At 32.0% G+C, this 24,857-nt stretch carries 22 protein-coding genes and 1 riboswitch; of the genes, 14 read left to right on the top strand and 8 right to left on the bottom strand.

The window, feature by feature from the left end; translation table 11 throughout:
• Positions 1-24: 24 nt before the first annotated feature.
• Positions 25-1,266 carry a phosphoribosylamine--glycine ligase gene (purD, locus tag HMPREF3058_RS09670; RefSeq protein ID WP_002491635.1) on the top strand — a complete coding sequence of 414 codons (1,242 nt, stop codon included), beginning with the start codon at positions 25-27 and terminating at the stop codon, positions 1,264-1,266.
• A 133-nt stretch (positions 1,267-1,399) separates the two neighbouring features.
• On the opposite strand, the gene HMPREF3058_RS09665 is transcribed toward purD, so the two are convergent.
• From HMPREF3058_RS09665 to HMPREF3058_RS09655, 3 genes are read right to left on the bottom strand one after another with little or no spacing between them, the layout of a single operon-like run.
• On the bottom strand, positions 1,400-2,206 hold the full coding sequence (locus HMPREF3058_RS09665; RefSeq protein ID WP_070731388.1) for an energy-coupling factor transporter transmembrane component T family protein: 807 nt from the start codon (positions 2,204-2,206) through the stop codon (positions 1,400-1,402).
• Positions 2,199-3,602: an ABC transporter ATP-binding protein gene (locus tag HMPREF3058_RS09660; protein WP_070731386.1), complete on the bottom strand. Its 1,404-nt coding sequence runs from the start codon at positions 3,600-3,602 to the stop codon at positions 2,199-2,201. Before HMPREF3058_RS09660 ends, HMPREF3058_RS09665 begins: the two co-directional genes overlap by 8 nt.
• Positions 3,603-3,615: 13 nt before the next feature.
• Positions 3,616-4,191, bottom strand: coding sequence for an ECF transporter S component (locus HMPREF3058_RS09655; protein WP_002446159.1), 576 nt, complete (start codon positions 4,189-4,191; stop codon positions 3,616-3,618).
• 78 nt (positions 4,192-4,269) lie between these two features.
• A riboswitch (TPP riboswitch) is annotated at positions 4,270-4,372 on the bottom strand.
• 336 nt (positions 4,373-4,708) lie between these two features.
• On the opposite strand from HMPREF3058_RS09655, the gene HMPREF3058_RS09650 reads away from it, so the two are divergent.
• Positions 4,709-6,484: an oleate hydratase gene (locus HMPREF3058_RS09650; RefSeq protein WP_002499351.1), complete on the top strand. Its 1,776-nt coding sequence runs from the start codon at positions 4,709-4,711 to the stop codon at positions 6,482-6,484.
• Between the two features lie 416 nt (positions 6,485-6,900).
• Here the strand turns inward: HMPREF3058_RS09650 and graF are convergent, their stop codons facing one another.
• On the bottom strand, positions 6,901-7,035 hold the full coding sequence (gene graF, locus HMPREF3058_RS12360) for a glycopeptide resistance-associated protein GraF (protein ID WP_001831711.1): 135 nt from the start codon (positions 7,033-7,035) through the stop codon (positions 6,901-6,903).
• Positions 7,036-7,186: 151 nt separating this feature from the next.
• Here graF and auxA point away from each other — a divergent pair, with 151 nt between their 5' ends.
• The 5 genes from auxA (at position 7,187) to ptsP (ending at position 12,701) form a co-directional block, all read left to right on the top strand.
• Positions 7,187-8,479 (top strand): lipoteichoic acid stability factor AuxA, encoded by a 1,293-nt coding sequence (auxA, locus tag HMPREF3058_RS09640; RefSeq protein WP_002476570.1) that lies wholly within the window; start codon positions 7,187-7,189, stop codon positions 8,477-8,479.
• Between the two features lie 307 nt (positions 8,480-8,786).
• Positions 8,787-9,959 (top strand): class I SAM-dependent rRNA methyltransferase, encoded by a 1,173-nt coding sequence (locus HMPREF3058_RS09635; protein ID WP_070731384.1) that lies wholly within the window; start codon positions 8,787-8,789, stop codon positions 9,957-9,959.
• Positions 9,960-10,018: 59 nt separating this feature from the next.
• Complete coding sequence (locus tag HMPREF3058_RS09630; RefSeq protein ID WP_002491598.1) at positions 10,019-10,558, top strand: hypothetical protein; 540 nt, start codon at positions 10,019-10,021, stop codon at positions 10,556-10,558.
• 155 nt (positions 10,559-10,713) lie between these two features.
• Positions 10,714-10,980: a phosphocarrier protein HPr gene (locus HMPREF3058_RS09625; RefSeq protein WP_001831726.1), complete on the top strand. Its 267-nt coding sequence runs from the start codon at positions 10,714-10,716 to the stop codon at positions 10,978-10,980.
• Between the two features lie 2 nt (positions 10,981-10,982).
• The gene (gene ptsP, locus HMPREF3058_RS09620; RefSeq protein WP_002491595.1) at positions 10,983-12,701 is read left to right on the top strand and encodes a phosphoenolpyruvate--protein phosphotransferase; all 1,719 of its coding nucleotides are present in this window, start codon (positions 10,983-10,985) and stop codon (positions 12,699-12,701) included.
• Positions 12,702-12,966: 265 nt separating this feature from the next.
• Here ptsP and HMPREF3058_RS09615 read toward each other — a convergent pair whose 3' ends face one another.
• A complete protein-coding gene (locus HMPREF3058_RS09615) occupies positions 12,967-13,203 on the bottom strand; it encodes a glutaredoxin family protein (protein WP_002446165.1) in 237 nt (78 codons plus the stop codon).
• 204 nt (positions 13,204-13,407) lie between these two features.
• On the opposite strand from HMPREF3058_RS09615, the gene HMPREF3058_RS09610 reads away from it, so the two are divergent.
• Genes HMPREF3058_RS09610 through HMPREF3058_RS09600 form a run of 3 tightly spaced genes read left to right on the top strand, consistent with a single transcriptional unit; the run spans position 13,408 to position 16,491 of the window.
• Complete coding sequence (locus HMPREF3058_RS09610) at positions 13,408-14,763, top strand: cytochrome ubiquinol oxidase subunit I (protein ID WP_002491584.1); 1,356 nt, start codon at positions 13,408-13,410, stop codon at positions 14,761-14,763.
• Positions 14,760-15,776 carry a cytochrome d ubiquinol oxidase subunit II gene (locus HMPREF3058_RS09605; protein ID WP_002446167.1) on the top strand — a complete coding sequence of 339 codons (1,017 nt, stop codon included), beginning with the start codon at positions 14,760-14,762 and terminating at the stop codon, positions 15,774-15,776. Before HMPREF3058_RS09610 ends, HMPREF3058_RS09605 begins: the two co-directional genes overlap by 4 nt.
• A 55-nt stretch (positions 15,777-15,831) precedes the next feature.
• A complete protein-coding gene (locus HMPREF3058_RS09600) occupies positions 15,832-16,491 on the top strand; it encodes a potassium channel family protein (RefSeq protein WP_001831652.1) in 660 nt (219 codons plus the stop codon).
• Positions 16,492-17,462: 971 nt separating this feature from the next.
• On the opposite strand, the gene rnjA is transcribed toward HMPREF3058_RS09600, so the two are convergent.
• From rnjA to def, 3 genes are all read right to left on the bottom strand, one after another.
• Positions 17,463-19,145 (bottom strand): ribonuclease J1, encoded by a 1,683-nt coding sequence (rnjA, locus tag HMPREF3058_RS09595; protein WP_001831649.1) that lies wholly within the window; start codon positions 19,143-19,145, stop codon positions 17,463-17,465.
• Positions 19,145-19,363 carry a DNA-dependent RNA polymerase subunit epsilon gene (locus HMPREF3058_RS09590; protein ID WP_001831646.1) on the bottom strand — a complete coding sequence of 73 codons (219 nt, stop codon included), beginning with the start codon at positions 19,361-19,363 and terminating at the stop codon, positions 19,145-19,147. The genes rnjA and HMPREF3058_RS09590 overlap by 1 nt, the downstream gene beginning before the upstream one ends.
• A gap of 432 nt (positions 19,364-19,795) precedes the next feature.
• The gene (def, locus tag HMPREF3058_RS09585; protein WP_002457448.1) at positions 19,796-20,347 is read right to left on the bottom strand and encodes a peptide deformylase; all 552 of its coding nucleotides are present in this window, start codon (positions 20,345-20,347) and stop codon (positions 19,796-19,798) included.
• A 182-nt stretch (positions 20,348-20,529) separates the two neighbouring features.
• On the opposite strand from def, the gene HMPREF3058_RS09580 reads away from it, so the two are divergent.
• The 4 genes from HMPREF3058_RS09580 to HMPREF3058_RS09565 all read left to right on the top strand — a co-directional run bounded on the left by HMPREF3058_RS09580 (position 20,530) and on the right by HMPREF3058_RS09565 (position 24,853).
• Complete coding sequence (locus HMPREF3058_RS09580; RefSeq protein WP_002491585.1) at positions 20,530-21,156, top strand: YkyA family protein; 627 nt, start codon at positions 20,530-20,532, stop codon at positions 21,154-21,156.
• A 170-nt stretch (positions 21,157-21,326) separates the two neighbouring features.
• Positions 21,327-22,439 carry a pyruvate dehydrogenase (acetyl-transferring) E1 component subunit alpha gene (gene pdhA, locus HMPREF3058_RS09575; protein ID WP_001831653.1) on the top strand — a complete coding sequence of 371 codons (1,113 nt, stop codon included), beginning with the start codon at positions 21,327-21,329 and terminating at the stop codon, positions 22,437-22,439.
• 3 nt (positions 22,440-22,442) lie between these two features.
• Entirely contained in the window at positions 22,443-23,420 is a 978-nt protein-coding gene (locus HMPREF3058_RS09570; protein ID WP_002491588.1) for an alpha-ketoacid dehydrogenase subunit beta, read from the top strand.
• Positions 23,421-23,551: 131 nt separating this feature from the next.
• Positions 23,552-24,853, top strand: a complete 1,302-nt coding sequence (locus tag HMPREF3058_RS09565; RefSeq protein WP_002490067.1) for a dihydrolipoamide acetyltransferase family protein — start codon at positions 23,552-23,554, stop codon at positions 24,851-24,853.
• Positions 24,854-24,857 lie beyond the last annotated feature (4 nt).

The raw sequence follows: 24,857 nt of genomic DNA, 5'->3' as shown, positions 1-24,857 counted from the left end.
TTTTGAAAAGAAAGGGGTAATCTATTGAAAGTTTTAATAGTTGGAGCTGGTGGACGTGAACATGCATTAGCTTCTAAGATCAATCAATCTTCAATAGTAGATAAGGTTTACGCGATTCCAGGAAATGATGCAATGGTCAATATTGCTGAAGTGCACGGTGAAATTGCTGAATCAGATCATCAAGCTATTTTACATTTTGCTCAGCATAACGCAATTGATTGGGTAATCATTGGCCCTGAACAACCTTTAATAGACGGATTATCTGATTTATTAAGAAATGCAAATATTAAAGTGTTTGGCCCAGGACAAGATGCGGCTCAAATTGAAGGTTCAAAATTATTTGCCAAGCAATTAATGGACAAATATCATATTCCTACAGCAGAATATAAAGAAGTAAGTTCACGTAACGAGGCGTTGCAATATGTTGAAACTTGTGATTTACCAATCGTAATAAAGAAAGACGGTTTAGCAGCAGGTAAAGGGGTTATTATTGCTTTTACAAGAGAAGACGCATTAGAAGGGGTCAAAACAATTTATCAAGAAGAAAAAGGGAAAGTCGTTTTCGAAAGTTATTTAGAAGGAGAAGAGTTTTCTTTAATGACTTTTGTAAATGGAGATTATGCGGTTCCTTTCGACTGTATTGCTCAAGATCATAAGCGAGCATTTGATAATGATCAAGGACCAAATACTGGTGGAATGGGCGCATATTGCCCAGTACCACACATTGATGCATCTGTTCTTGAGCAAACTAATAAGGAGATTGCTCAACCTATTGCTAAAGCTATGGCACAAGAAGGTCATGACTTCTTTGGATTACTATACATTGGTGCAATTTTAACAAAAGATGGACCTAAAGTTATCGAGTTTAATGCACGTTTTGGTGATCCTGAAGCACAAGTATTATTAACACGTTTAGAAAGTGACTTAATGCAACTCATTATCGATTTGGAAAATTGTAAACCTATTCATTTTAACTGGAAAGATGAAGCTGTTGTAGGAGTAATGCTAGCATCTAAAGGATACCCTGGTACATATGAAAAAGGGCATGAAATAAGTGGTTTTAATCTAGATTCTCATTATTATGTGAGTGGATTAAAGAAAGAAGGTCAATGTTTTGTGAATTCTGGCGGACGAGTTATCCTAGCTATAGGGGAAGGTCCAACAGTTGAAAAAGCACAAGCAAACGCATATGAACATGCACGACAAATAAAAAGTGACAATCTTTTTTATCGTAATGATATTGGCAATAAAGCCATTACTAAGTAAAATTGGTTGTTCAATTCGAAATAAAGTCCTTCGTTGATTGGATATGATCAACGAAGGACATTTTTTTATGATTTCTATTTACATTGGAATAAAATGAATATTTACTTTTAATTAAATATTGGGTGTGTAATTATTAGTCTAATTGTCCAAAACGGACATCATGAATACCGGTAATTGGAAGGTATGATGATAAGACAAATGACAAAGTAATGATAATTAATATACAAGCAACAAAGATGATATCTTTATATGAAAATGGAACCCGATAGTAGTATGTTCTTGGACCATCTTTAAAGCCTTTAGACTCCATTGCAACAGAAAGTTGATGTGCACGTCGAATATTTTGACTTAATAAAGGTATGACTAAGTGGTTAAGACGCTTGATTCCTTTATAGTTAGATGCATCTATCATTTGATAACGCATTTTTAGGGAACGTCTTAATTGAACAAGAGAACTTATTATAAGTGGAACCATTCTAATCGCTGCCATAAAAGCATAAGCAAATTTAGGCTTCACCTTTAAATGTTGCATTAAACTATAAAAAATCATTACAATTTGTGAAGTTAGTGCGATTAGTATACCAAACATTGAAACGGTAATTGTTCTCATAGATAGTTGAAGACCTCGTACAATACTTTCTGTACTTATTTGCAAAATACCAAATTTTACAAGCATATGTTCTCCATCACCATATAAAATCATAAATAATGACGACATCAAGGCAAAGAGTGTTGTGACTAATATAAAAATGGCAGTTATTTTAAATTCTGTACCGTTAAATAAAAGTAAGAACATAAACATTAATATAACGATATAAATCATAAAGTCAAAGTTATGGATAAATATAATGAAAAAGAATAATGCGATACCTAAAAGTAACTTAGTAATGATATTTACATCATCAACGAAGGTGTGGCGTTTTTTCCATCTTTCAAACAATGTGTTCACCTTCCATTTCTTTAAGACACCCATATTCCACGCGTAATCGTCTTGTTGGATATCGTTTAATAATTTCTGGATCATGTGTCACCATGATAATTGTTTGACCTTGATTAACGCGTTCTTGAAATAACTTGATAAGTTGAAATGTATTATGACTATCTAGGCCGAATGTTGGCTCATCTAATAAAATAATCTCTGCCTTTGAACTTAATGCCGTTGCAACACTTAAACGACGCTTTTGACCTGTTGATATTTCAAAAGGATGATGATCCTTAACTTGATCTAAATGTAATAATTTTAATAAATCCATAGTTTCATCATTCGCATGCTTAGAATCTAAGTGATTATAATGAATATACACTTCATCATAAACAGAATTCGTAATAAATTGTAATTCAGGATTCTGATATACCAAATACATATGCTTTGCCGCTTGTTTAATTTTAGATAATAATTGGTCACGATAAAACATGTTACCTTCATATTTAATTAGTTGTAACATAGCTTCTAGTAAAGAGGTTTTACCAGCGCCATTTTTACCAGTGATTGTTAACCATTCACCTGAATACAGTTTAAGCTCCTTGGATGAAAAAAGTGTCTTTTTACCTCTAATAATTTGCCCGTCGTCAAAATGAAATAAGAGATTCTTTGTTTGATTAGGTAATGGGATGGGGCGTGGTGCACTCTGCCATGCTCTAGGGTGCCAAACTCCGTATTCAGTTAATAGCGCTTCATAATGATCTAAGATTTGTTCAGGGGTGTCGTCAGCAACAATTTGACCATCATAATTTAATAACAATACGCGGTCAACATGTTGCCAAATATGTTCAACCTTATGCTCAACAATTAAAACTGTTTGATCTTCCCAAAGATTGATTAATTTCTTCCATAAATCTTCAGTTGCTTTTACGTCGAGCATTGCAGTAGGCTCATCTAAAAAAAGTGTCTTTGATTTTTGTAGTATTGTTTCAACAATAGCTAACTTCTGTTTCATACCACCACTTAGATTGTTGACATATGTTTTATGAGTAACATTGAGGTCTACAGACTTTAACGCGTCTTCGATTTCTTGATCCATCTCACTTCTAGGAATATTTCTATTTTCTAAAACAAATGCAAGTTCTTCATATACTTTTGGCATACAAAATTGATTATCTGGATCTTGAAATATAACGCCACTATCATGATCAATATTCAATTCATCATATTTCATCGGAAGTTCAATTAAATTAGGTACTATTCCACTTAATACATTAAGTAATGTGCTTTTACCTGATCCGGAAGGACCGAGTAAAAGCACTTTTTCTTTATTTTTAATCTCAAGATTTAAGTTGTCGAATATTTTCCTATCTCCATTCGGATACTTTAAACGTAAATTTTTAACACGTAACAATTAAAAAATCCCCTTATAGGTTATCGTAATCTTGTTGTGATGCTGGTCTGAAGAATTTAGTTACACCAGTTTTATCTAATGCTTTGACAATCCAGTATGAAACTAAACCAGCTAATACAATTCCGCTAATTGAACGGAAAATGATAAATAGTAGTAAGTTCCATCCAGCAACTTCGTTTAAGTAACCATAGAAGTAATCCACTGGGAAAGAGATTAAAGCAGTTGCTAATCCAGCAAGCATTGCTACAGCAGCAGAACGTGATTTATATTTAAAAATAGCAAATATAATTTCACAAGCCAGTCCCTGTAATATCGCATATATGATAGTAGGTATATCAAATTTTCCCATGACAATCGTTTCACCAGCTCCAGCTGCGATTTCTGCTAATAATGCTATACCTGGCTTAGGAATGATTAAGTAACAAACGACTGCTGCCATAAACCATACACCATATGTAAGTTGTTCTAAGTGAATACCCGCAACTTGTACAATATTGTAAACAAACCACCATAAGTTATAAATGATGGCAAATACTACTGAAATTAAAACTGTCACAAGAATTTCAGATAGTTTTAAACCTTTTGACATAAAAACATCCTCCTAAAAAACGCACAACCATCTCTAGGAAAGTTGTGCGTCAGAAGCAACATCTAATCATAATTCATTAGATGTATAACAACACTTTCCTACGCTAGTAACTAGCTAGATCAGGTTCGAAGGGTTTGAGGTTGGCCTCATCTCAGTAAAGAATACACCCCTAGTGCGTTCAATTATTTAATTAACTTAAATGTATGATTTTTATCATATATTGTCAAGGTTCTTTCAAGTATAGTTATTTAAACAAGAAATATATTTACTATTTTAGAGATGAATTGCAATAAATGTGTATCATGATGAAGTTTATAGAATTAACGATTTAAATTTTTCTAACAAATCTTTAATTTGATGTTAAAAATAGCTAAATAAAAAAGATTAGTATAGTTTTAAGTGAATTAAATTAAAAAATAACCAATTGTTTGTGTTATTACACAATGAGGAGTAAAATACAGTTGAAAGCGATATCATATAAATTTTCAAACTTTTATTTAATTGGAGTGATGTTTCTATGTATTATACAAATAGTAATTACGAAGCGTTTGCTCGACCTAAAAAACCTGAAAATGTTGATAGTAAATCAGCCTATTTAATAGGGTCTGGATTAGCTTCTTTAGCTGCAGCATGTTTTTTAATTAGAGATGGACAAATGAGAGGCGAAAATATCCATATTTTAGAAGAGTTAGATATCTCAGGGGGAAGTTTGGACGGTATTAATATGGAGCATCATGGCTTTGTCGTACGTGGTGGTAGAGAAATGGAAAATCATTTTGAATGTTTATGGGATTTATTTAGAAGTATTCCATCATTAGAACAACCTGATGCATCCGTGTTAGACGAATTTTATTGGTTGAATAAGGAAGATCCTAACTATTCTAAATGCAGAGCCATTAATAGTGGTGGTAAACGCATTGATACTGATGGCGATTTTACATTGTCTAAAAAAGCTATTAAAGAAATTTTAAGTTTATGTATGAAAAAAGAAGAAGATTTAGAAGATGTTAAAATTTCCGAGGTTTTCACTGAAGATTTTTTAAATTCTAATTTTTGGTTATATTGGAAAACAATGTTTGCTTTCGAACCCTGGCATTCAGCAATGGAAATGCGTCGATATCTTATGCGTTTTGTTCACCATATTGGTGGTTTGGCAGATTTTAGTGCTTTAAAATTCACTAAATATAACCAATATGAATCTTTAGTATTACCAATGGTAGAATATCTAAAATCACATAACGTGAACTTTGAATTTGGAGTACAAGTGAATAATATTTTAGTTGATGCAACATCATCTACTAAAATTGCTAGAGAAATCATTTTAACTAGAGATGATAAAGAAGAATCTATCCCGTTAACAGTTAATGACTTGGTATTTGTTACTAACGGAAGTATTACTGAAAGTTCAACCTATGGTGATAACGACCACCCTGCTCCTATAACACATTCTTTAGGTGGCAGTTGGACACTATGGAAAAACTTAGCTAATCAAAGTCCAGAATTTGGAAGACCTGAGAAATTCTGTGATCATATTCCTGATAAAAGTTGGCTCGTATCTGCAACCACAACAACTAATAATAAAAAAGTGATTTCTTATATTGAAAAATTAAGTAAACGTGATGTGTTATCTGGACGTACCGTTACTGGGGGTATTGTAACGGTAGCAGATTCAAGTTGGCAACTTAGTTTTACAGTCAATCGTCAACAACAATTTAAGGAGCAACCTAAAAATCAGGTAAGTGTATGGATTTACGCATTATACTCTGACGAAAAAGGAGACTTCATTAAAAAGCCAATCACGGAATGTACTGGTAGTGAAATCTGTCAAGAATGGTTATATCATATGGGTGTTCCACAAGAGGAAATTGTTGAATTAGCTCAATCGGAATGTAACACGATTCCTGTTTATATGCCGTATATAACTGCATATTTCATGCCTAGAGCATACAAAGATCGACCGTTAGTAGTACCGAATGGCTCTAAAAACTTAGCATTTATTGGAAACTTTGCAGAAACAGAACGAGATACGGTATTCACTACAGAATATTCAGTTAGAACAGCTATGGAAGCTGTTTATCAATTATTGGATGTTGATAGAGGTGTACCTGAAGTTTATGCTTCTGAATTTGATGCACGCGTACTGATGGATGCATTTTATGAATTAAATGATCGTAGATCTTTACATGAACTTGTCAATAAAAACTTTATCAAACGATCAGTATTAAATACAGTGTTGAAGAAAATACGTGGTACTTTTATTGAAGAATTGTTACGTAAACATAAATTACTATAGTGCAATTAAGTGATAAATATAACTGTCCTACAAGATATAGGATTTTGGCGACAGTTTTTATTTATAAATGATATTAGTCATGATTTAAGAACTATGATGCAAATCTTTCGAAAAAGTAGTCGTAAAATGGTTATGTTATTTCTTTAGAATAAATAAGTGTTCTAAAGAAATTTACATAAATGTTAACTATGAAATAAAAAAGGTTAAATAATAACGTAGATTTGTATTAAAAGATAATATTATAATGATAATCATAGATGAACGCCTTATGTATTATTACGAAAAAAAGACAATTTCTATCAAAAATTTTAATAGAAATTGTCTTTTTATATTACTTATGAACTCAATGATTCAACGATTTAAATGCTAACAAATCTTTTTATTACCTAGCATAACCACTTATATCATTAATAAAATTAATCTAGTGTATCTTGAATATCTTTCTTAGTTTGTTCGATATCATCTGTTTTTTCTTCGTTTTGTTCTTTAAGCTTTTCTTCTACTTCTTTGGCTTTTTCTGCTGATTTTTTTTCGAATTCTTTATTTGTCATAAAAATTCACCTCTTTAATAGGATTTCTGTTTACACAAATGGTTTACCCCGTTATTCTATTAATAAACGTTTGTAGGTCTATAGATGTATTTCATGATATTTTAAAGACAATTAAACAATCTTCATATATAATAATTTTGAGGTGAACAGTATGTCTTTTCTTAGGAAACACACCGAAATTATATTTAGTTATATTATCGGTATCGTTTCACTTTTTACAGGTCTCATTATTTTTATTAACTTACCTTTAATCAAACAATTTAAAGGTGACAAAAAGGTTGATACGCATGTGCATAACGTATGGGAATTCCTAAATGCCTTTTTTGCCGAGATTATAAAAGTGATGAGCAAATTTATTGGTGGCTTTCCAATTACAAGTGCCATAGTAATCATCGTATTTGGTATTTTAGTAATGTTGTTAGGTCACACTTTATTTAGAACTATTAAATACGATTATGACATTTCAATTTTCTTTTTAGTTATTGGCATTATGTACTTTATCATTACATTATTGCTAATGACACAAGTGTATGGCTTTTTTGCAATCGTCTTTATTATTCCTTTTACAGTTCATATTGGTTACATAGTTTATAAAGATGAGTTGAACCAAGACAATCGTAAGAACCATTATATGTGGATTATTGTAACTTATGGAATGAGCTATCTTATTACCCAAATTTCGCTATATGGACGTATTGACGCAAATGAAATTGAATCAATTGATATTTTAAGTGTGAATACTTTCTTCATTATTATGTGGTTATTAGGTCAGATGGCTATATGGAATTTCTTATTCTTAAGACGTTCATTACCACTTACTAAAGAAGAGTTAGGCGAAGAGGAACCTGAACTTTCAAGAACTAATAAAGGCAATGTATCTAATCAAACTAAAGTTCACTTAAAACAACTACAAGATAAGACAACCGAGTATGCACGTAAGACCAGAAGAAGTGTTGATTTAGATAAAATTAGAGCCAAAAGGGACAAGTTTAAGCAAAAAATTAACAGCATAGTAGATATACAAGAGGACGATATTCCAAATTGGATGAAAAAACCTAAATGGGTTAAACCTATGTATGTTCAATTGTTTTGTGGTGTAATTATTCTGTTTTTTGCTTTTCTAGAATTTAATAATAGAAATGCATTATTCTTAACTGGTGAATGGGAGTTATCACAAACGCAATATGTAGTTGAGTGGGTAACGTTATTGTTGCTACTTTTCATTATTATTATTTATATTGCAACTACATTAACTTATTATTTAAGGGATAAATATTATTATTTACAACTCTTTATGGGCAGTATTTTATTCTTTAAATTTCTTACAGAATTTATCAATATTATGGTACATGGATTATTATTATCAATTTTCATTACGCCAATCTTGTTATTAATGCTTATTGCAATGATTGTTGCTTATTCTTTACAGTTGAGAGAAAAATAAATGGGTTAAATTTGATTTATAAACATTAATCATTGGTAAAAATACTTAACTTTTCAAATAAATGATTGTATTTATCTAGCTTTATATTCAATGAACAGTAAGAAATATTCACAGAAAAGTTTCTATGTGAGCAATACATTTCATGGGTGGGATAGTGAATTCAGAATGAATTTCGTCCCACTCTTTTTTTGTGTGATTCCCTAAAGTTATTTGTTAAAATGATGATGAAATTATATGGTGTTAACTGGATTTACGAAACAAAATTATCATAACTAACAGTGATAAAAATTAAGAGAGGTATTCATTTATGAAACTTGCTACGCTAAATAAAGGCAAAGAAACAAAGTATTTAAACCACTATCCATTAATAGATGAAGAAGATTTATTTGAACATGATCATCTTAAAGAAGGTGATTTGATAACGCTGGTGACAGAGCAACAACAATATATAGCTACTGGATATATTGGAAGACAACATAAAGGATTAGGGTGGGTATTGAGTTATAATCAAAATGAAGAGATTAACACTTTGTTTTTTAGACGTTTATTTGAAGCTGCATTAAAAGAGCGACAATACTATTTCAATATAGAAGGTACAAACGCATTTAGATTATTTAATGCTGAAGGTGACGGTGTAGGTGGTCTGACAATTGATAATTATAACGGACATCTTTTAATTCAATGGTATTCGAAAGGGATATATAAATTTAGATTTCCTATCTTAGAAGCAATCAAAGAAGTATATGAATACACTTCAATTTTTGAGAAAATGCGTTTTAAAGGTTCTTCCTACACTGGTGGCTTTGTAGAAGGTAATGCGCCTGAATTTCCTATCGTTATAGAAGAAAATTTTACTTTTTATAACGTAGACCTAAATGATGGTCTTATGACTGGTATATTTTTAGATCAAAAAGAAGTTAGAAAAAAATTAAGAGATCAGTTTTCAGAAAGAAGACATGTACTTAACTTATTCAGTTACACTGGAGCGTTTTCAGTAATAGCAGCTGAAAATGCAAACTCAACAACAAGTGTAGACTTAGCAAATCGCTCTAGAGGGCTAACTGAAGAAAATTTTGGTTTAAATGGTATCAACCCTAAATCTCAATATATTTATGTTATGGATACGTTTGATTTTTATAATTATGCAGGACGACATGGGCATCAATACGATACAATTGTTATTGATCCACCTAGCTTTGCGAGAAATAAGAAAAAAACTTTTTCAGTTCAAAAAGATTATAATTTATTAATTGAAGGAGCCCTTAACATTTTATCGCCTGGAGGTACTTTACTATTATGTACCAATTCAAGTGCATTTTCTCTTAAGGCATTTAAAAATGTAATAAAGAAAACACTAGCCCAAAATAATATTGAATATGAAATAAATGAAGTAATGGGGTTACCTAAAGATTTTAAAACTCATCCTCACTACAAACCTTCAAAATATTTAAAAGCAGTATTTGTAACAATAAGAAATTAATTTTCTATAAATATGGGTATAAATCACTGTTAAAGTATTATTTGAAAGGATGTCATTAAATGGGAATTAGAAGTAAACTAACTAATAATATTACAAATAAAGTAGGGAACTCATTATTGAACATAGAGGAAATTAAAGAGAAAGGTGATTTGCCAACTACACAGGAAGAACTTAGACAACGTAGAGAGAGAGCTGAAACTTTAGTTAAAAAGAAATCGCTACTTTCCTCCGGTGCTAGTATAGTTCCTATTCCAGGACTTGATTTTGGAGTAGATTTTAAACTAATGAGAGATATTATAGAGGATGTAAATAAAATTTATGGTTTAGATCACGATCAAGTTAATTCACTAAGTGATCAAGTGAAAGAAAGAATTATGTCTGCAGCAGCAATTCAAGGAAGTCAATTTATTGGACGTAAGGTATCAGAGGCGTTGCTTAAAGTTGTGATTAAAGATGTAGCTAAACGAGCAGCTGCCAAACAAACAAAATGGTTCCCGTTTGTTGGGCAAGCTGTATCTGCATCTATTAGCTATTATTTTATGAGCAAATTGGGTAAAAATCATATCAATAAATGTGAAAAAGTTATCAATAACTTATAGAAGTGTTATAATCGTCTCGAGGTGCAAAATTTATATGCTGAAAACGATTTTAAACGAATTGAATTTAGCTATAGGTTTTGGTAAAGTTAAGTTGTAAATATTTTGTTAGATTGTAATAATATTGAAGATTCTAACTGTACAAAGGAGAGTTTAATATGGAACAAAAATCATATGTAATCACAGACGAAACAGGGATTCATGCTCGCCCTGCTACAATGCTAGTACAAACTGCATCAAAATTTGATTCAGATATTCAATTAGAATATAACGGGAAGAAAGTTAATTTAAAATCAATCATGGGTGTAATGAGCTTAGGTGTAGGTAAAGATGCTGAAATAACTATTTATGCTGACGGTAGCGATGAAACTGACGCAATTCAATCTATCACTGATGTCTTATCAAAAGAAGGTTTAGCTGAATAATTATGTCTAAATTAATTAAAGGGATTGCTGCATCAGATGGTGTGGCAATCGCAAAAGCTTACTTAATTGTAGAGCCAGACTTATCTTATGACAGTAACGAAAAAGTTACTGACACAGAAAGTGAAGTTGAAAAGTTTAATGACGCTATCGAAGCTTCAAAAATTGAATTAACTAAAATAAGAAATAATGCCGAAGCTCAATTAGGTGCTGATAAAGCAGCGATTTTTGATGCACATTTACTTGTTTTAGATGATCCAGAATTAATACAACCCATTCAAGACAAAATTAGAAATGACAAAGTCAATGCTGCAACTGGTTTGGATGAAGTAACGACACAATTTATTTCTATTTTTGAGTCAATGGATAATGAATACATGAAAGAACGTGCAGCTGATATCAGAGATGTTTCTAAACGTGTATTGGCTCATATTCTAGGTGTAGATTTACCTAATCCTAGTTTAATCAATGAAAGTGCTGTCATTGTAGGTAATGACCTCACACCTTCAGATACAGCACAGTTGAATAAAGAATTTGTTCAAGGTTTTGTAACTAATATTGGTGGTAGAACAAGCCACTCTGCAATTATGAGTCGTTCTTTAGAGATTGCAGCTGTTGTCGGTACTAAATCTATCACTGAAGAAGTTAAACAAGGTGATATGATTATTGTAGATGGTATGTCCGGAGATGTTATCATTGATCCTACAGAAGATGAGTTAATTGCTTATCAAAACAAACGTGAGCGTTTCTTTGAAGATAAGAAAGAACTTCAAAAATTGCGCGATGCTGATACAGTAACAGTTGACGGTGTCCATGCTGAACTAGCTGCTAATATTGGTACTCCAGATGACTTATCAGGAGTTATTGATAACGGTGCACAAGGGATTGGTTTATACCGTACAGAATTCTTGTACATGGGTAGAGACCAAATGCCTACTGAGGAAGAACAATTCGAGGCTTATAAAAAGGTACTTGAAACTATGGACGGTAAACGTGTAGTTGTACGTACTTTAGATATTGGCGGAGATAAGGAGCTTCCATACTTAGATTTACCTAAAGAAATGAATCCATTCTTAGGTTATCGTGCGATACGTTTATGTTTAGCACAGCCGGAAATCTTTAGACCACAATTACGTGCATTACTACGTGCTTCAGTTTATGGGAAATTGAATATTATGTTCCCTATGGTAGCAACAATTAAAGAATTCCGTGACGCTAAATCAATACTTCTTGAAGAGAAAGAAAATCTTCTTCGCGAAGGTTACGAAGTTTCAGATGATATTGAATTAGGTATTATGGTTGAAATTCCAGCTACCGCGGCACTTGCTGATGTATTTGCTAAAGAGGTAGATTTCTTTAGTATAGGAACGAATGACTTAATTCAATACACATTAGCTGCTGACCGTATGTCTGAACGAGTTTCATACTTATATCAACCATATAATCCTTCAATTTTACGATTAGTTAAACGAGTTATTGAAGCTTCTCATAAAGAAGGTAAATGGACTGGTATGTGTGGTGAAATGGCTGGAGATCAAACAGCTGTGCCTTTATTATTAGGTTTAGGTTTAGATGAGTTCTCAATGAGTGCAACTTCTATCCTAAAAGCTAGAAGACAAATCAATGGTTTAAGTAAAAATGAAATGGCTGAACTTGCTAATAGAGCTGTTGAATGCTCAACGCAAGAGGAAGTCGTTGAATTAGTTAACCAATTGGCTAAATAATTGACTTTAAAAAGAATATTTTAAGAGTATAAGACATAAAGTTCTTAGACTAGAAAAAGACAATTTCTATTAAAATAATATAGAAATTGTCTTTTTATAATGGTTTAAATCATATTAGTTTGTTAAATTCTATTTTTCTGCAAAATATGTCCTAGAATATTTTTTTAATATATTATATTGATTTAATAAATTACTTGAAGATGACAATATTTGTTTAGCTAGTTTGAAAATTTGAAATTAAACACGTGAAAATTAAAAATAGAAATTAAGGTGTAATATTCAATTCATAATTCAATTTTTCCATATCTACTTGATACATAGGTATCCCTTTAAGCAAAATAAAAGGTGTTGCAAATGCATCGTAATTCATCATTTCATTTTTATATTTTTGATTTTTGATATTTTTTTCTGTAAATTTGATATTTTTATTTACTAAATAATTTTTAATAAAAGCACAAGGTGGACAGTCATCTTGTGTATAAATAATCACTGTATCAGTCATACATTACATCCTCTCATGATTTATCTTACAACACTATATAAAAAAAGAGACGTCATTTCAACTTTGTGAACGTTGTGTGAAAAGACATAAAATCGTCACAATGATTTAAAGCAATTTAATTTAGTTCAATAGTACTAAGGACTTATAATTTTAATCACTTGTCACTCCAATAACTAAAAAATAAAAATGAAGGGTGATTTATAGATGGATTCAGTTGAAATAGCTCGATTGTTGACGGGTATGACACTTGCAGTGCATATCATATTTGCAACAATTGGTGTTGGTATGCCACTTATGTTTGCAATAGCAGAGTTTATTGGCATAAAGAAAAATGATGCGAATTATATTACATTGGCTAAAAGATGGTCGAAAGGCTACACAATAACCGTTGCTGTTGGCGTCGTTACAGGTACCATTATTGGTTTACAACTTTCACTTGTCTGGCCAACATTTATGAAAATGGGCGGTCATGTTATCGCTTTACCACTATTCATGGAAACTTTTGCATTCTTTTTTGAAGCAATCTTTTTAAGTATTTATTTATATACTTGGGAAAGATTTAAAAATAAATGGACACATTTTTTCATATCTATACCCGTCATTATAGGAGGTTCATTCTCTGCATTCTTTATTACATCAGTCAATTCATTTATGAATACCCCAGCGGGTTTTGAAATTAAAAATGGTCGAATGGTAAATGTTCAACCATTAGAAGCAATGTTTAATTCATCGTTTATGGTTCGTGCTTTACATGTAGTTGCAACTGCAGGTATGACGATGGCGTTTATATTAGCTGCCATCGCAGCGTTTAAATTATTACGTCATAATCATAAAGAAGATAGAATATACCATACAAAAGCTCTTAATTTAAGCATGATTGTTGGATTCATCAATACCGTTCTTTCGATGATTGCAGGAGATTTATCTGCTAAATTTTTACACAAAGTTCAACCAGATAAGCTTGCAGCATATGAGTGGCATTATGATACGCAATCTCATGCGAATTTAGCTCTTTTCGGTGTATTAAATGAAAAAACACATGAAGTTTCAGGAGCACTAGAGATTCCTGGATTACTTAGTTTTTTAGCAGATAATAGTTTTAATACAAAAGTTAAAGGTTTAAATGAATTTCCTAAAAATGAATTACCTCCTATGATAGTTCATTACTTTTTCGATTTGATGGTATCAATGGGAATATTCTGTTTTATCATTTCAGGACTCTATATGTTATTTTTAATTGTTAAAAAGTTACGTAAATATGTAACTAGTAGTGTGATGTTATACGCTATCTTGTTAACTGGTCCCGCATCAATGTTAGCGATAGAATTTGGTTGGTTCTTAACTGAAATGGGTCGTCAACCGTGGATTATACGAGGATATATGCGCGTATCAGAGGCGGCTACCCAGGCGGGGGGAATCACATTAGTAACGACGTTATTCGGTTTACTATATCTTTTATTACTAGTTACTTCGGCTTATGTACTAATTAGAATGTTTAAAAATCAACATGCTTATAAAGATGTAGAAAAAGTGATTGAAGAGAGAGGTGAAACAAAATGATTTACGCTTATATCGGTATAACAGTATTATGGGTATTTTTATTTTGTTATATTATCATCGCCTCCATTGATTTTGGTGCAGGTTTTTTCGCATTGCATTCTAAAATGACAGGTAATGAGAAAAAGGTTAATCATTTAATCCATAGATACCTCAATCCAGTTTGGGAAGTTACAAATGTCTTTTTCGTTTTCTTTTTTGTAGGATTTATTGGTTTTTTTCCTGATTCTGCTAAATACTTAGGAACAGTTTTATTAGTACCCGGATCAATAGCTTTAATTCTTATTTCTATACGAAGTAGTTTTTATGCTTTTGAAAATTATGGTCAAGATACTAAACTGCCCTGGATTGTATTATATGGTTTAACAGGACTATTAATTCCAGCCTCTCTAGCAACTGCTCTAACAATTTCAGAAGGTGGTTATATCTATGAGCATGGCACACATATTGATTTAGACTGGATACAATTATTATTAAGTCCATTTGCATGGTCTGTAGTATTCTTAGCCATAATTTCAGTTCTCTATATTTCATCAGGTTTTTTAACATATTATGCTCATAAAGCAAATGATCAACCAGCTTATGATATGACACGACAATGGCATATTTTTTGGGGGCCACCTATGATTGTGATTTCATTATTTGTTTTCTTATCTCTTAGAATTCAAAATTCTGATCACTTTAGAACTGCTATTTTTAATTATTGGTGGATGTTTGCAATCAGCTTTATATTTTTTATAATAGCTGGATTACTGACTATATTTAAAAAGAAACACGGTCTAGCTTTTATCATGGTTATATTGCAAATGTTATTTGCATTCTTTGGCTACGGAATGAGTAAACTTCCATATTTACTTTATCCGTTTATTAAAATTACAGACTCTCATGTCAATCCGGAAATGGGATTATCATTAGTTATTGTTTTTGTTTTAGGTTTACTTTTATTAATTCCATCGTTAATATTATTATTAAGATTATTTGTTTTCGACAAAGCATATGTGGAAGGAAAGAAATAATAAGACTCTGAGGAATGTTAGTAATCATTCCTCTTTTATATAGTGGAGGACGAATATGGATAAAGAGTATGTCGTAATTGGACTAGGGCGTTTTGGCGGTAGTATTGTTAGAGAACTTAACGCATTAGACATGGATGTTATGGCTATTGATAGAGACGAAAATCGTGTTAACGAATATAGTGATATAGCAACACATGCTGTTGTTGCTGATACAACTGATGAGGCAGTAATGAAGAGTTTAGGAATACGTAATTTCGATCATGTTATTGTCGCTATTGGTGAGAATATACAATCTAGTACACTAACGACGTTAATTCTTAAAGAATTAGGTGTCAAAAAGGTTACTGCTAAAGCTCAAAATGATTATCATGCTAAGATTTTAAATAAAATAGGTGCTGACACTGTTGTGCATCCTGAAAGAGATATGGGAAGACGTATTGCTCATAACGTTGCTAGTGCTAGTGTACTTGATTACTTAGAACTTGCTGATGAGCATTCAATCGTTGAATTAAAATCTACAGAAAAAATGGCAGGTCAAACAATTATTGAATTAGATATTCGAGCACAATATGGTATTAACATTATAGCAATTAAAAGAGCTAAAGAATTTATAGTTTCTCCGGATCCTAACATCAATATTGAAATAGGGGACATTTTAATTATGATTGGTCATGATAATGACTTAGGTCGCTTTGAAAAAAATATAAGTAAGTAAATGTTTACATAATCCAATTTTAAATTGATGTATGTGTACAGCATAAGTGAATTGTTGAAAAGTGAAATTTGTTTCTTTTTGTTTTTAGAATATCGTAAATGAAAATCTAGTTTATAATGTTGAATCTTTTTAAGTATTTAAATAGATTAATAAAATTGTATTATTTTAGGCTTAAACATAATAAAGTACACTTAATTATTTGTACTTCTATTAAATGTTATTCCTGTAAATAAATATTTCAAAATTATAAAAAGTAAACTGGGACATTAATCCCAAAAAAGCAGTAAGATATTTTCTGATTGAAAATTACCTTACTGCTTTTCTCTATTTATACAATACTAAGTATTGTATGACATACTTTGTGAATAAAGGTTATAACATGACTCAATTTACCATACTAATAGAAACTTCAGTACTCATCTCCATAAATGATATGTTTAGCATGTGAATGATATTATTGAAACAATTATAGATCCCGAGTTAAATGAAATTGAACACCATTGTGATACAATCCATTATATCATCGTAAAATGTTGTTAAACGTTGTTTTATATGTTCTATACATAATCAGTATTTTCTGATTGGAATATAGAGACATTACTTTAAGAAATTTTCTTAACCTAAACCATAAAACAATTAGCTAGTCAAAGAAGGAATAGGATTTGTATTAAAGAAACTTATATAAGTAAGATAGGTATCTCAACAAGCTTATTATAGTTTGAAAATTATAAAAGAGACAATTGCTATATGAAATAATAGAGCAATTGTCTCTTTTTACTAGTTTAAGAACTTTAAGTTCTATACTTCTTTTTTTATAAGAAATTCAAAGATAGAAGATATAATCTCAAATCGTATTAAATGAATAACTCAAAATAATTAATTACTACTAAAAATATCTAATATTATTAGAGTGATGGAAACATTTAAAGTAGTATAAATTCATTGTAACTTGACTAAATATATTTAAGTGTTTATTTATCTTCATTTACTTTCATTATCACAGGTAAAATCATAGGTTTTCGAGCTGTTTTTTCATAAAGATAAGGATGTAATGTTTCGATAATTGAAGATTTAATTTGATGCCATTGAATATCTTTATTGCTGTTAAGTTTAGAAATGACATCGCCTTTAATTTTACGTTGAGCATCATAAATTAATTGACCAGATTCACGCATATAAACAAAACCACGTGAAATAATATCAGGGCCAGATAGTAATTTGTTAGTATTAAAGTCAATGCTCACAACAACAATAACTAACCCTTCTTCTGAAAGTAATTTACGATCTCTGATGACAACATTGCCAATATCACCTATACCACTGCCATCAACGAGTACATTGCCGGAAGGAATTCTTCCTGCTTTTCGTGCAGAATCATGAGTTAAGGCAAGTACATCACCGATATCGAAAATAAATACATTATCTTCATCAACACCGCATTGAACACCAGTCTCGCCATGAGCTTTAAGCATACGATATTCACCGTGAATTGGCAGGAAGTATTTAGGTTGAATCAGACGTAACATTAATTGTTGATCACCTTGAGAACCGTGTCCAGAAGTGTGAATGTTTGATATTTTACTATGAATCACATCTGCACCAGCTTTGTACAACGCATTAATTGTACGATTGATACTCTTAGTGTTACCTGGAATAGGTGAAGAACTAAATACTACAGTGTCTTCCGGTATAATTTTTATTTGCTTATGTGTACCATTTGCAATTCTTGATAATGCAGCCATAGGTTCACCTTGAGAACCAGTACAAAGAATGAGTAACTCGTGTTTAGGTACACTATTTATTTTATTAGGTTCTATAAACGTTTCTGGTGGGGCTTTGATATATCCTAGTTCCATACCAATTTTGATATTGTTTTCCATTGAACGTCCAAATGTAACGATTTTACGATTATATTTAATTGCTGCTTCAACGGCTTGTTGAACACGATAAATATTAGAAGCAAAAGTTGCAAAGATAATACGACCCTTACAATTTCTGAAAATTTTATCGACATTTTGTCCAACTTCACGTTCACTTAAAGTGAAATCTGGAACTAGTGCATTTGTTGAGTCTGATAGTAAGCACAACACACCTTCATGACCTAATTGGGCCATTTTAGCTATGTTAGCAGGCTCACCTACAGGAGTAAAGTCAAATTTGAAGTCTCCCGTATGAACAATTTTACCTTCAGGTGTATCGACTATAACGCCATATGCTTCTGGAATACTATGTGTGGTTAGATAGAAAGAAATTTCAAAATGCTTAGACTTAATTACGCTACTTTCATCTATTTCATGTAATTCAGTCGTTCTAAGCAAATGATGTTCTTCTAGTTTATTGCGAATGAGACCTAACGCTAATGGACCACCGTAAATAGGTACATTAATTTGTTTTAATAGGAAGGGCACACCACCTATATGGTCTTCGTGTCCATGAGTAATAAACAGACCGACAATCTTATCTTGGTTCTGTTCTAAGTAAGTGTAATCAGGAATTACATAATCAATTCCTAAAAGATTATCGTCAGGGAATTTGATTCCAGCATCAATGATTACAATTTCATCTTTGTACTCAACAGCATAGGTATTTTTTCCAACTTCACCTAAACCACCAAGTGCATATACACCTACTTCATTTGAATGTAGTTGTTTCATTATTCGGCGTTCTCCACATTAAAGTGTGTTGAATGTTCTTTTTCATATTCTAAGTGTGCGCCCTCTAATTTAGTAATAAATTCAATATTAAAATTTCGATCTTTCAAATAACGTCTTACTTGTTCCTCAGTTTGTCCCTCAACATAAATTGTTTGAGTATTTTCACGAACGATGACTTCATCTTTATTATGTTGATAAAATACTTTAAATACTGCCATTATTGTATTGTCCTCCTATAAATTATAATTGTTATATTTTACGACCCTAGTTGTGAATACTCGGGTTATTAAAGATTTTTTACATATCCATTAGAGTATTATTCTTCAATAATTTTTGTGTTCTAAATTTAATTTGTTAGAAACATACCAGCTCAATCTAAACGTAATTTTTATACTTGTTTAATCTCACTGCCCAGTATGTTCTCTAGGGTAATAATGTCGTTCAAAATTTGAAATTAGTATCAATTTACTAAGATTTCAGTTAAGTAATATTTTACATGATGTTTTTGAATAAATAAAGCAGTTTTATTTCGCTATGTACTTTCTTGTTTTTAAATTAATGTTAATAACATTTGAATTACTTTTAAAAAAACACTTCATCAAGTAAGTATAAAATGCAACTTAATGAAGTGTTTTAATATAGTTCATGATTTAGACTTCTACGGCCTCTTCATGTGGTTTTAGAGGTTCATTGGCATCAATATAATCATAAAACATAATGCCATTTAGATGATCAATTTCGTGTTGAAATACAATTGCAGGATAGCCTTTGAGGCGTAATTTAACATCATTTCCATCAATATCTTGAGCTTTAATAGTGACTCTATGATGACGATGCACTAAACCTGGGATGTTTTCATCAACACTAAGGCAACCTTCACCAGTTGGTAAATAAGCTTCTTGTACACTGTAACTTACTATTTTAGGATTTACGAGCATATAATCATACGATTTGCCGTTTCCATCATCAGGTAAGTAGACAGCAATCATACGCTTTGGTTCATTAATTTGTGGAGCAGCTAAACCTACACCAGAACGTAGACCATAACGTTTTGCCGTTTCTTCATCCTGACTATTGATTAGAAATTCACGCATTGCGCGCAACGTTTCTTTATCATTGTTAGACAGTGGGAAGCTTAATTCTTTCGCTTTTTCACGAAGTGTTGGATGACCATCTCTTATAATATCTTTCATTGTTATCATGTCATACACCTTCCTTATTAAATAATATATCAGATATGATAGATACAAGTACATTAATAGATACTCAAAGATTTTATAGCTTTAAATGTTTGCACTAGAATATAGAATGATAGCTTTATATTGATTTATTATTATTTATTATTTAATATTACAAGCGAACAACTTTGAGGAGGTAACAGTTCATGAATTTTAAAAAGACTGTAGCAATTGTCCTAACGTCATCAGTGTTATTAGCTGGATGTACTATAGATAAAAAAGAAATTAAAAAATATGATGATCAAGTACAAAAAGCTATGGACCAAGAGAAACCCGTTAATCAAGTAAGTAAAAAAATAAACGAATTAGAAGAGAAAAAGCAAAAATTATTTAAAAAGGTAAATGATAAAGATCAAAGCACACGTAAAAAAGCAGCTGAAGATATCGTTGAAAATGTAAAACAAAGACAAAAAGAATTTGAAAAAGAAGAGAAGGCTATAGATAATTCTGAAAAAGAATTTAAACAAGCCAAGCAATATCTTGAACATGTAGAAAACAAAGCAAAGAAAAAAGAAGTTGAACAACTTGATAGTGCTATTAAAGAAAAATATAAATCACACGATGCTTATGCAAAGGCTTACAAAAAAGCGCTTAACAAGGAAAAACAACTGTTTTCTTATTTGAATGAAGATAATGCAACACAATCAGAAGTAGACGAAAAATCTAAAGATCTTTCTAAAGCATATAAAGAAATGAATAATAAGTTTAATGCATACTCAAAAGCCATTGAGAAAGTAAAAAGAGAAAAGCAGGATGTAGACCAATTAAAATAAATAATGAGTTAATACAGTTGCGTGATTTTTAATATAACAGGTCATGTAACTGTATTATTTTTATGTGGAACAGAACTTTATGAAATCGTTTAACAGAGATTTTTATTTGTGATACAATTAAGGAGGATAAAATGAATTTCTATTTACATGGGAAAGGTATGGTGAATTGAATGGCTCCTAAGTTACAAGCCCAATTCGATGCAGTTAAAGTTTTAAATGAGACTCAATCGAAATTTGAAATGGTTCAAATTTTGGATGAAGACGGAAATGTCGTTAATGAAGACTTAGTACCTGATTTAACAGACGAACAATTAGTGGAATTAATGGAAAGAATGGTATGGACTAGAATTCTTGATCAACGTTCTATTTCATTAAATAGACAAGGACGTTTAGGTTTCTATGCACCAACAGCAGGTCAAGAAGCTTCACAATTAGCATCTCAGTACGCTTTAGAAAGTGAAGACTTCATTTTACCTGGTTATCGTGATGTGCCTCAGATTATTTGGCATGGCTTACCTCTTACAGACGCGTTCTTATTCTCAAGAGGGCACTTCAAAGGTAACCAATTCCCTGAGGGAGTTAATGCACTTAGCCCACAAATCATTATCGGTGCACAATATATTCAAACTGCCGGTGTAGCATTTGGACTTAAAAAACGTGGCAAAAATGCAGTGGCAATTACTTATACTGGTGATGGTGGTTCATCACAAGGTGACTTCTATGAAGGAATTAACTTTGCATCTGCATATAAAGCACCTGCAATTTTTGTAATTCAAAACAATAACTATGCCATCTCTACACCACGTAGTAAACAAACAGCTGCAGAAACATTAGCACAAAAGGCTATTTCAGTTGGTATCCCTGGAATTCAAGTTGATGGAATGGATGCTTTAGCTGTTTATCAAGCAACATTAGAAGCACGTGAACGTGCAGTAGCAGGAGAAGGTCCAACTGTTATCGAAACTTTAACTTATCGTTATGGACCACATACTATGGCTGGTGATGATCCTACTCGTTATAGAACTTCAGATGAAGATGCCGAATGGGAGAAAAAAGACCCATTAGTACGTTTCAGAAAATATTTAGAAGCTAAAGGTCTTTGGAATGAAGACAAAGAGAATGAAGTGGTTGAACGTGCAAAATCTGAAATAAAAGCAGCTATTAAAGAGGCTGACAATACAGAAAAACAAACTGTTACTTCTCTAATGGATATCATGTATGAAGAAATGCCTCAAAATTTAGCAGAACAATATGAAATTTACAAAGAGAAGGAGTCGAAGTAAGCCATGGCACAAATGACAATGGTTCAAGCGATTAACGATGCGCTTAAAAGTGAACTCAAAAGAGACGAAGACGTTTTAGTTTTCGGTGAAGACGTTGGTGTTAACGGTGGTGTTTTCCGTGTTACTGAAGGTTTACAAAAAGAATTTGGCGAAGATCGAGTGTTTGATACACCATTAGCAGAGTCTGGAATTGGTGGGCTTGCACTAGGCTTAGCAGTGACTGGCTTCCGTCCAGTTATGGAAATTCAATTCTTAGGATTCGTTTATGAGGTATTTGACGAAGTAGCTGGTCAAATTGCTCGTACTCGTTTCCGTTCAGGTGGAACTAAACCAGCGCCAGTTACAATTCGTACACCTTTTGGTGGTGGCGTTCACACTCCAGAGTTGCATGCTGATAATTTAGAAGGTATCTTAGCTCAATCACCTGGTTTGAAAGTAGTTATTCCATCAGGACCATATGATGCTAAAGGATTATTAATTTCTTCTATTCAAAGTAATGATCCAGTTGTGTATCTAGAACATATGAAATTATATCGTTCTTTCCGTGAAGAGGTTCCTGAAGAAGAATACACAATTGACATCGGAAAAGCCAATGTTAAAAAAGAAGGTAATGATATTACTTTAATATCTTACGGAGCAATGGTACAAGAATCACTAAAAGCTGCTGAAGAGTTAGAAAAAGATGGTTATTCAGTTGAAGTTATTGACTTACGTACTGTACAACCAATTGATATCGATACTCTAGTAGCGTCTGTTGAGAAAACTGGTCGTGCTGTAGTTGTACAAGAAGCTCAACGCCAAGCTGGTGTAGGTGCACAAGTGGCAGCAGAATTAGCAGAGCGAGCAATTCTTTCATTAGAAGCTCCAATAGCTCGAGTAGCCGCATCAGATACTATTTATCCATTTACTCAAGCTGAAAACGTTTGGTTACCAAATAAAAAAGATATTATAGAGCAGGCTAAGGCAACTTTAGAATTTTAATTATTAAAACAAGCAAACGTAAAAATATCAATCAAATAAAGTTTACATTTAGTTGTAAGGTCTTCCTTACCTTACAACTTTTGTATAAATTTTCAATAATTTAAATACGTAAATCTTAGGAGGACAAGAACGTGGCATTTGAATTTAGATTACCCGATATCGGGGAAGGTATCCACGAAGGTGAAATTGTTAAATGGTTTATTAAAGCCGGCGACACAATTGAAGAAGATGATGTATTAGCAGAAGTTCAAAATGATAAGTCTGTAGTAGAAATTCCTTCTCCAGTAAGTGGTACTGTTGAAGAAGTGTTAGTAGATGAAGGAACAGTGGCAGTTGTAGGAGATGTCATCGTTAAAATTGATGCACCTGATGCAGAAGAAATGCAATTTAAAGGTCATGGCGATGATGAGGATTCTAAGAAAGAAGAAAAAGAACAAGAATCACCTGTGCAAGAAGAAACTTCATCATCTCAATCACAAGAAAAGACAGAAGTAGATGAAAATAAAACTGTTAAAGCGATGCCGTCAGTGCGTAAGTATGCACGTGAGAATGGTGTCAATATTAAAGCTGTAAATGGTTCTGGTAAAAATGGACGAATTACAAAAGAAGACATTGATGCATACTTAAATGGTGGTAGTTCCGAAGAAGGTTCAAACACTAGCGCAGCATCTGAATCAACTTCTAGTGATGTCGATAATGCTTCAGCAACACAAGCTTTACCAGAAGGTGACTTCCCTGAAACTACAGAAAAAATACCTGCAATGCGCAAAGCAATTGCTAAAGCAATGGTTAATTCTAAACACACTGCACCTCATGTTACATTAATGGATGAAATTGATGTGCAAGAACTATGGGATCACCGTAAGAAATTTAAAGAAATTGCTGCTGAACAAGGTACAAAACTTACTTTCTTACCATATGTTGTTAAAGCACTAGTTTCTGCACTTAAAAAATATCCAGCACTTAATACTTCTTTCAATGAAGAAGCTGGAGAGGTTGTGCACAAACATTACTGGAATATTGGTATTGCTGCAGATACGGATAAAGGATTATTAGTACCAGTAGTTAAACATGCTGATCGTAAATCAATATTCGAAATTTCTGATGAAATTAATGAACTAGCTGTAAAAGCACGTGATGGTAAATTAACTTCAGAAGAAATGAAAGGTGCAACATGCACAATTAGTAATATCGGTTCCGCTGGTGGTCAATGGTTCACACCAGTTATCAATCACCCAGAAGTAGCTATCTTAGGAATTGGCCGTATCGCTCAAAAACCTATCGTTAAAGATGGAGAAATTGTAGCTGCACCAGTATTAGCTTTATCATTAAGCTTTGACCATAGACAAATCGATGGTGCTACTGGACAAAATGCTATGAATCACATTAAACGCTTATTAAATAATCCAGAATTATTATTAATGGAGGGGTAAAAAC

Origin of the sequence: Staphylococcus sp. HMSC068G11, assembly GCF_001815825.1 — a bacterium.
Lineage (GTDB): Bacteria > Bacillota > Bacilli > Staphylococcales > Staphylococcaceae > Staphylococcus > Staphylococcus epidermidis.
This window is presented reverse-complemented; position numbering and strand designations above follow the sequence as displayed.

Excerpts from the sequence above, each read along its gene's own strand:
- HMPREF3058_RS09655 (WP_002446159.1), bottom strand. The coding sequence starts at position 4,191 with ATGTCAAAAGGTTTAAAACTATCTGAAATTCTTGTGACAGTTTTAATT.
- rnjA (WP_001831649.1), bottom strand. The coding sequence starts at position 19,145 with ATGAAACAACTACATTCAAATGAAGTAGGTGTATATGCACTTGGTGGT.
- def (WP_002457448.1), bottom strand. The coding sequence starts at position 20,347 with ATGATAACAATGAAAGATATTATAAGAGATGGTCATCCAACACTTCGT.
- HMPREF3058_RS09600 (WP_001831652.1), top strand. The coding sequence starts at position 15,832 with ATGGATAAAGAGTATGTCGTAATTGGACTAGGGCGTTTTGGCGGTAGT.
- pdhA (WP_001831653.1), top strand. The coding sequence starts at position 21,327 with ATGGCTCCTAAGTTACAAGCCCAATTCGATGCAGTTAAAGTTTTAAAT.
- HMPREF3058_RS09605 (WP_002446167.1), top strand. The coding sequence starts at position 14,760 with ATGATTTACGCTTATATCGGTATAACAGTATTATGGGTATTTTTATTT.
- HMPREF3058_RS09625 (WP_001831726.1), top strand. The coding sequence starts at position 10,714 with ATGGAACAAAAATCATATGTAATCACAGACGAAACAGGGATTCATGCT.
- ptsP (WP_002491595.1), top strand. The coding sequence starts at position 10,983 with ATGTCTAAATTAATTAAAGGGATTGCTGCATCAGATGGTGTGGCAATC.
- HMPREF3058_RS09590 (WP_001831646.1), bottom strand. The coding sequence starts at position 19,363 with ATGGCAGTATTTAAAGTATTTTATCAACATAATAAAGATGAAGTCATC.
- graF (WP_001831711.1), bottom strand. The coding sequence starts at position 7,035 with ATGACAAATAAAGAATTCGAAAAAAAATCAGCAGAAAAAGCCAAAGAA.
- HMPREF3058_RS09570 (WP_002491588.1), top strand. The coding sequence starts at position 22,443 with ATGGCACAAATGACAATGGTTCAAGCGATTAACGATGCGCTTAAAAGT.
- HMPREF3058_RS09615 (WP_002446165.1), bottom strand. The coding sequence starts at position 13,203 with ATGACTGATACAGTGATTATTTATACACAAGATGACTGTCCACCTTGT.
- HMPREF3058_RS09610 (WP_002491584.1), top strand. The coding sequence starts at position 13,408 with ATGGATTCAGTTGAAATAGCTCGATTGTTGACGGGTATGACACTTGCA.
- auxA (WP_002476570.1), top strand. The coding sequence starts at position 7,187 with ATGTCTTTTCTTAGGAAACACACCGAAATTATATTTAGTTATATTATC.
- HMPREF3058_RS09650 (WP_002499351.1), top strand. The coding sequence starts at position 4,709 with ATGTATTATACAAATAGTAATTACGAAGCGTTTGCTCGACCTAAAAAA.
- HMPREF3058_RS09635 (WP_070731384.1), top strand. The coding sequence starts at position 8,787 with ATGAAACTTGCTACGCTAAATAAAGGCAAAGAAACAAAGTATTTAAAC.
- HMPREF3058_RS09630 (WP_002491598.1), top strand. The coding sequence starts at position 10,019 with ATGGGAATTAGAAGTAAACTAACTAATAATATTACAAATAAAGTAGGG.
- HMPREF3058_RS09580 (WP_002491585.1), top strand. The coding sequence starts at position 20,530 with ATGAATTTTAAAAAGACTGTAGCAATTGTCCTAACGTCATCAGTGTTA.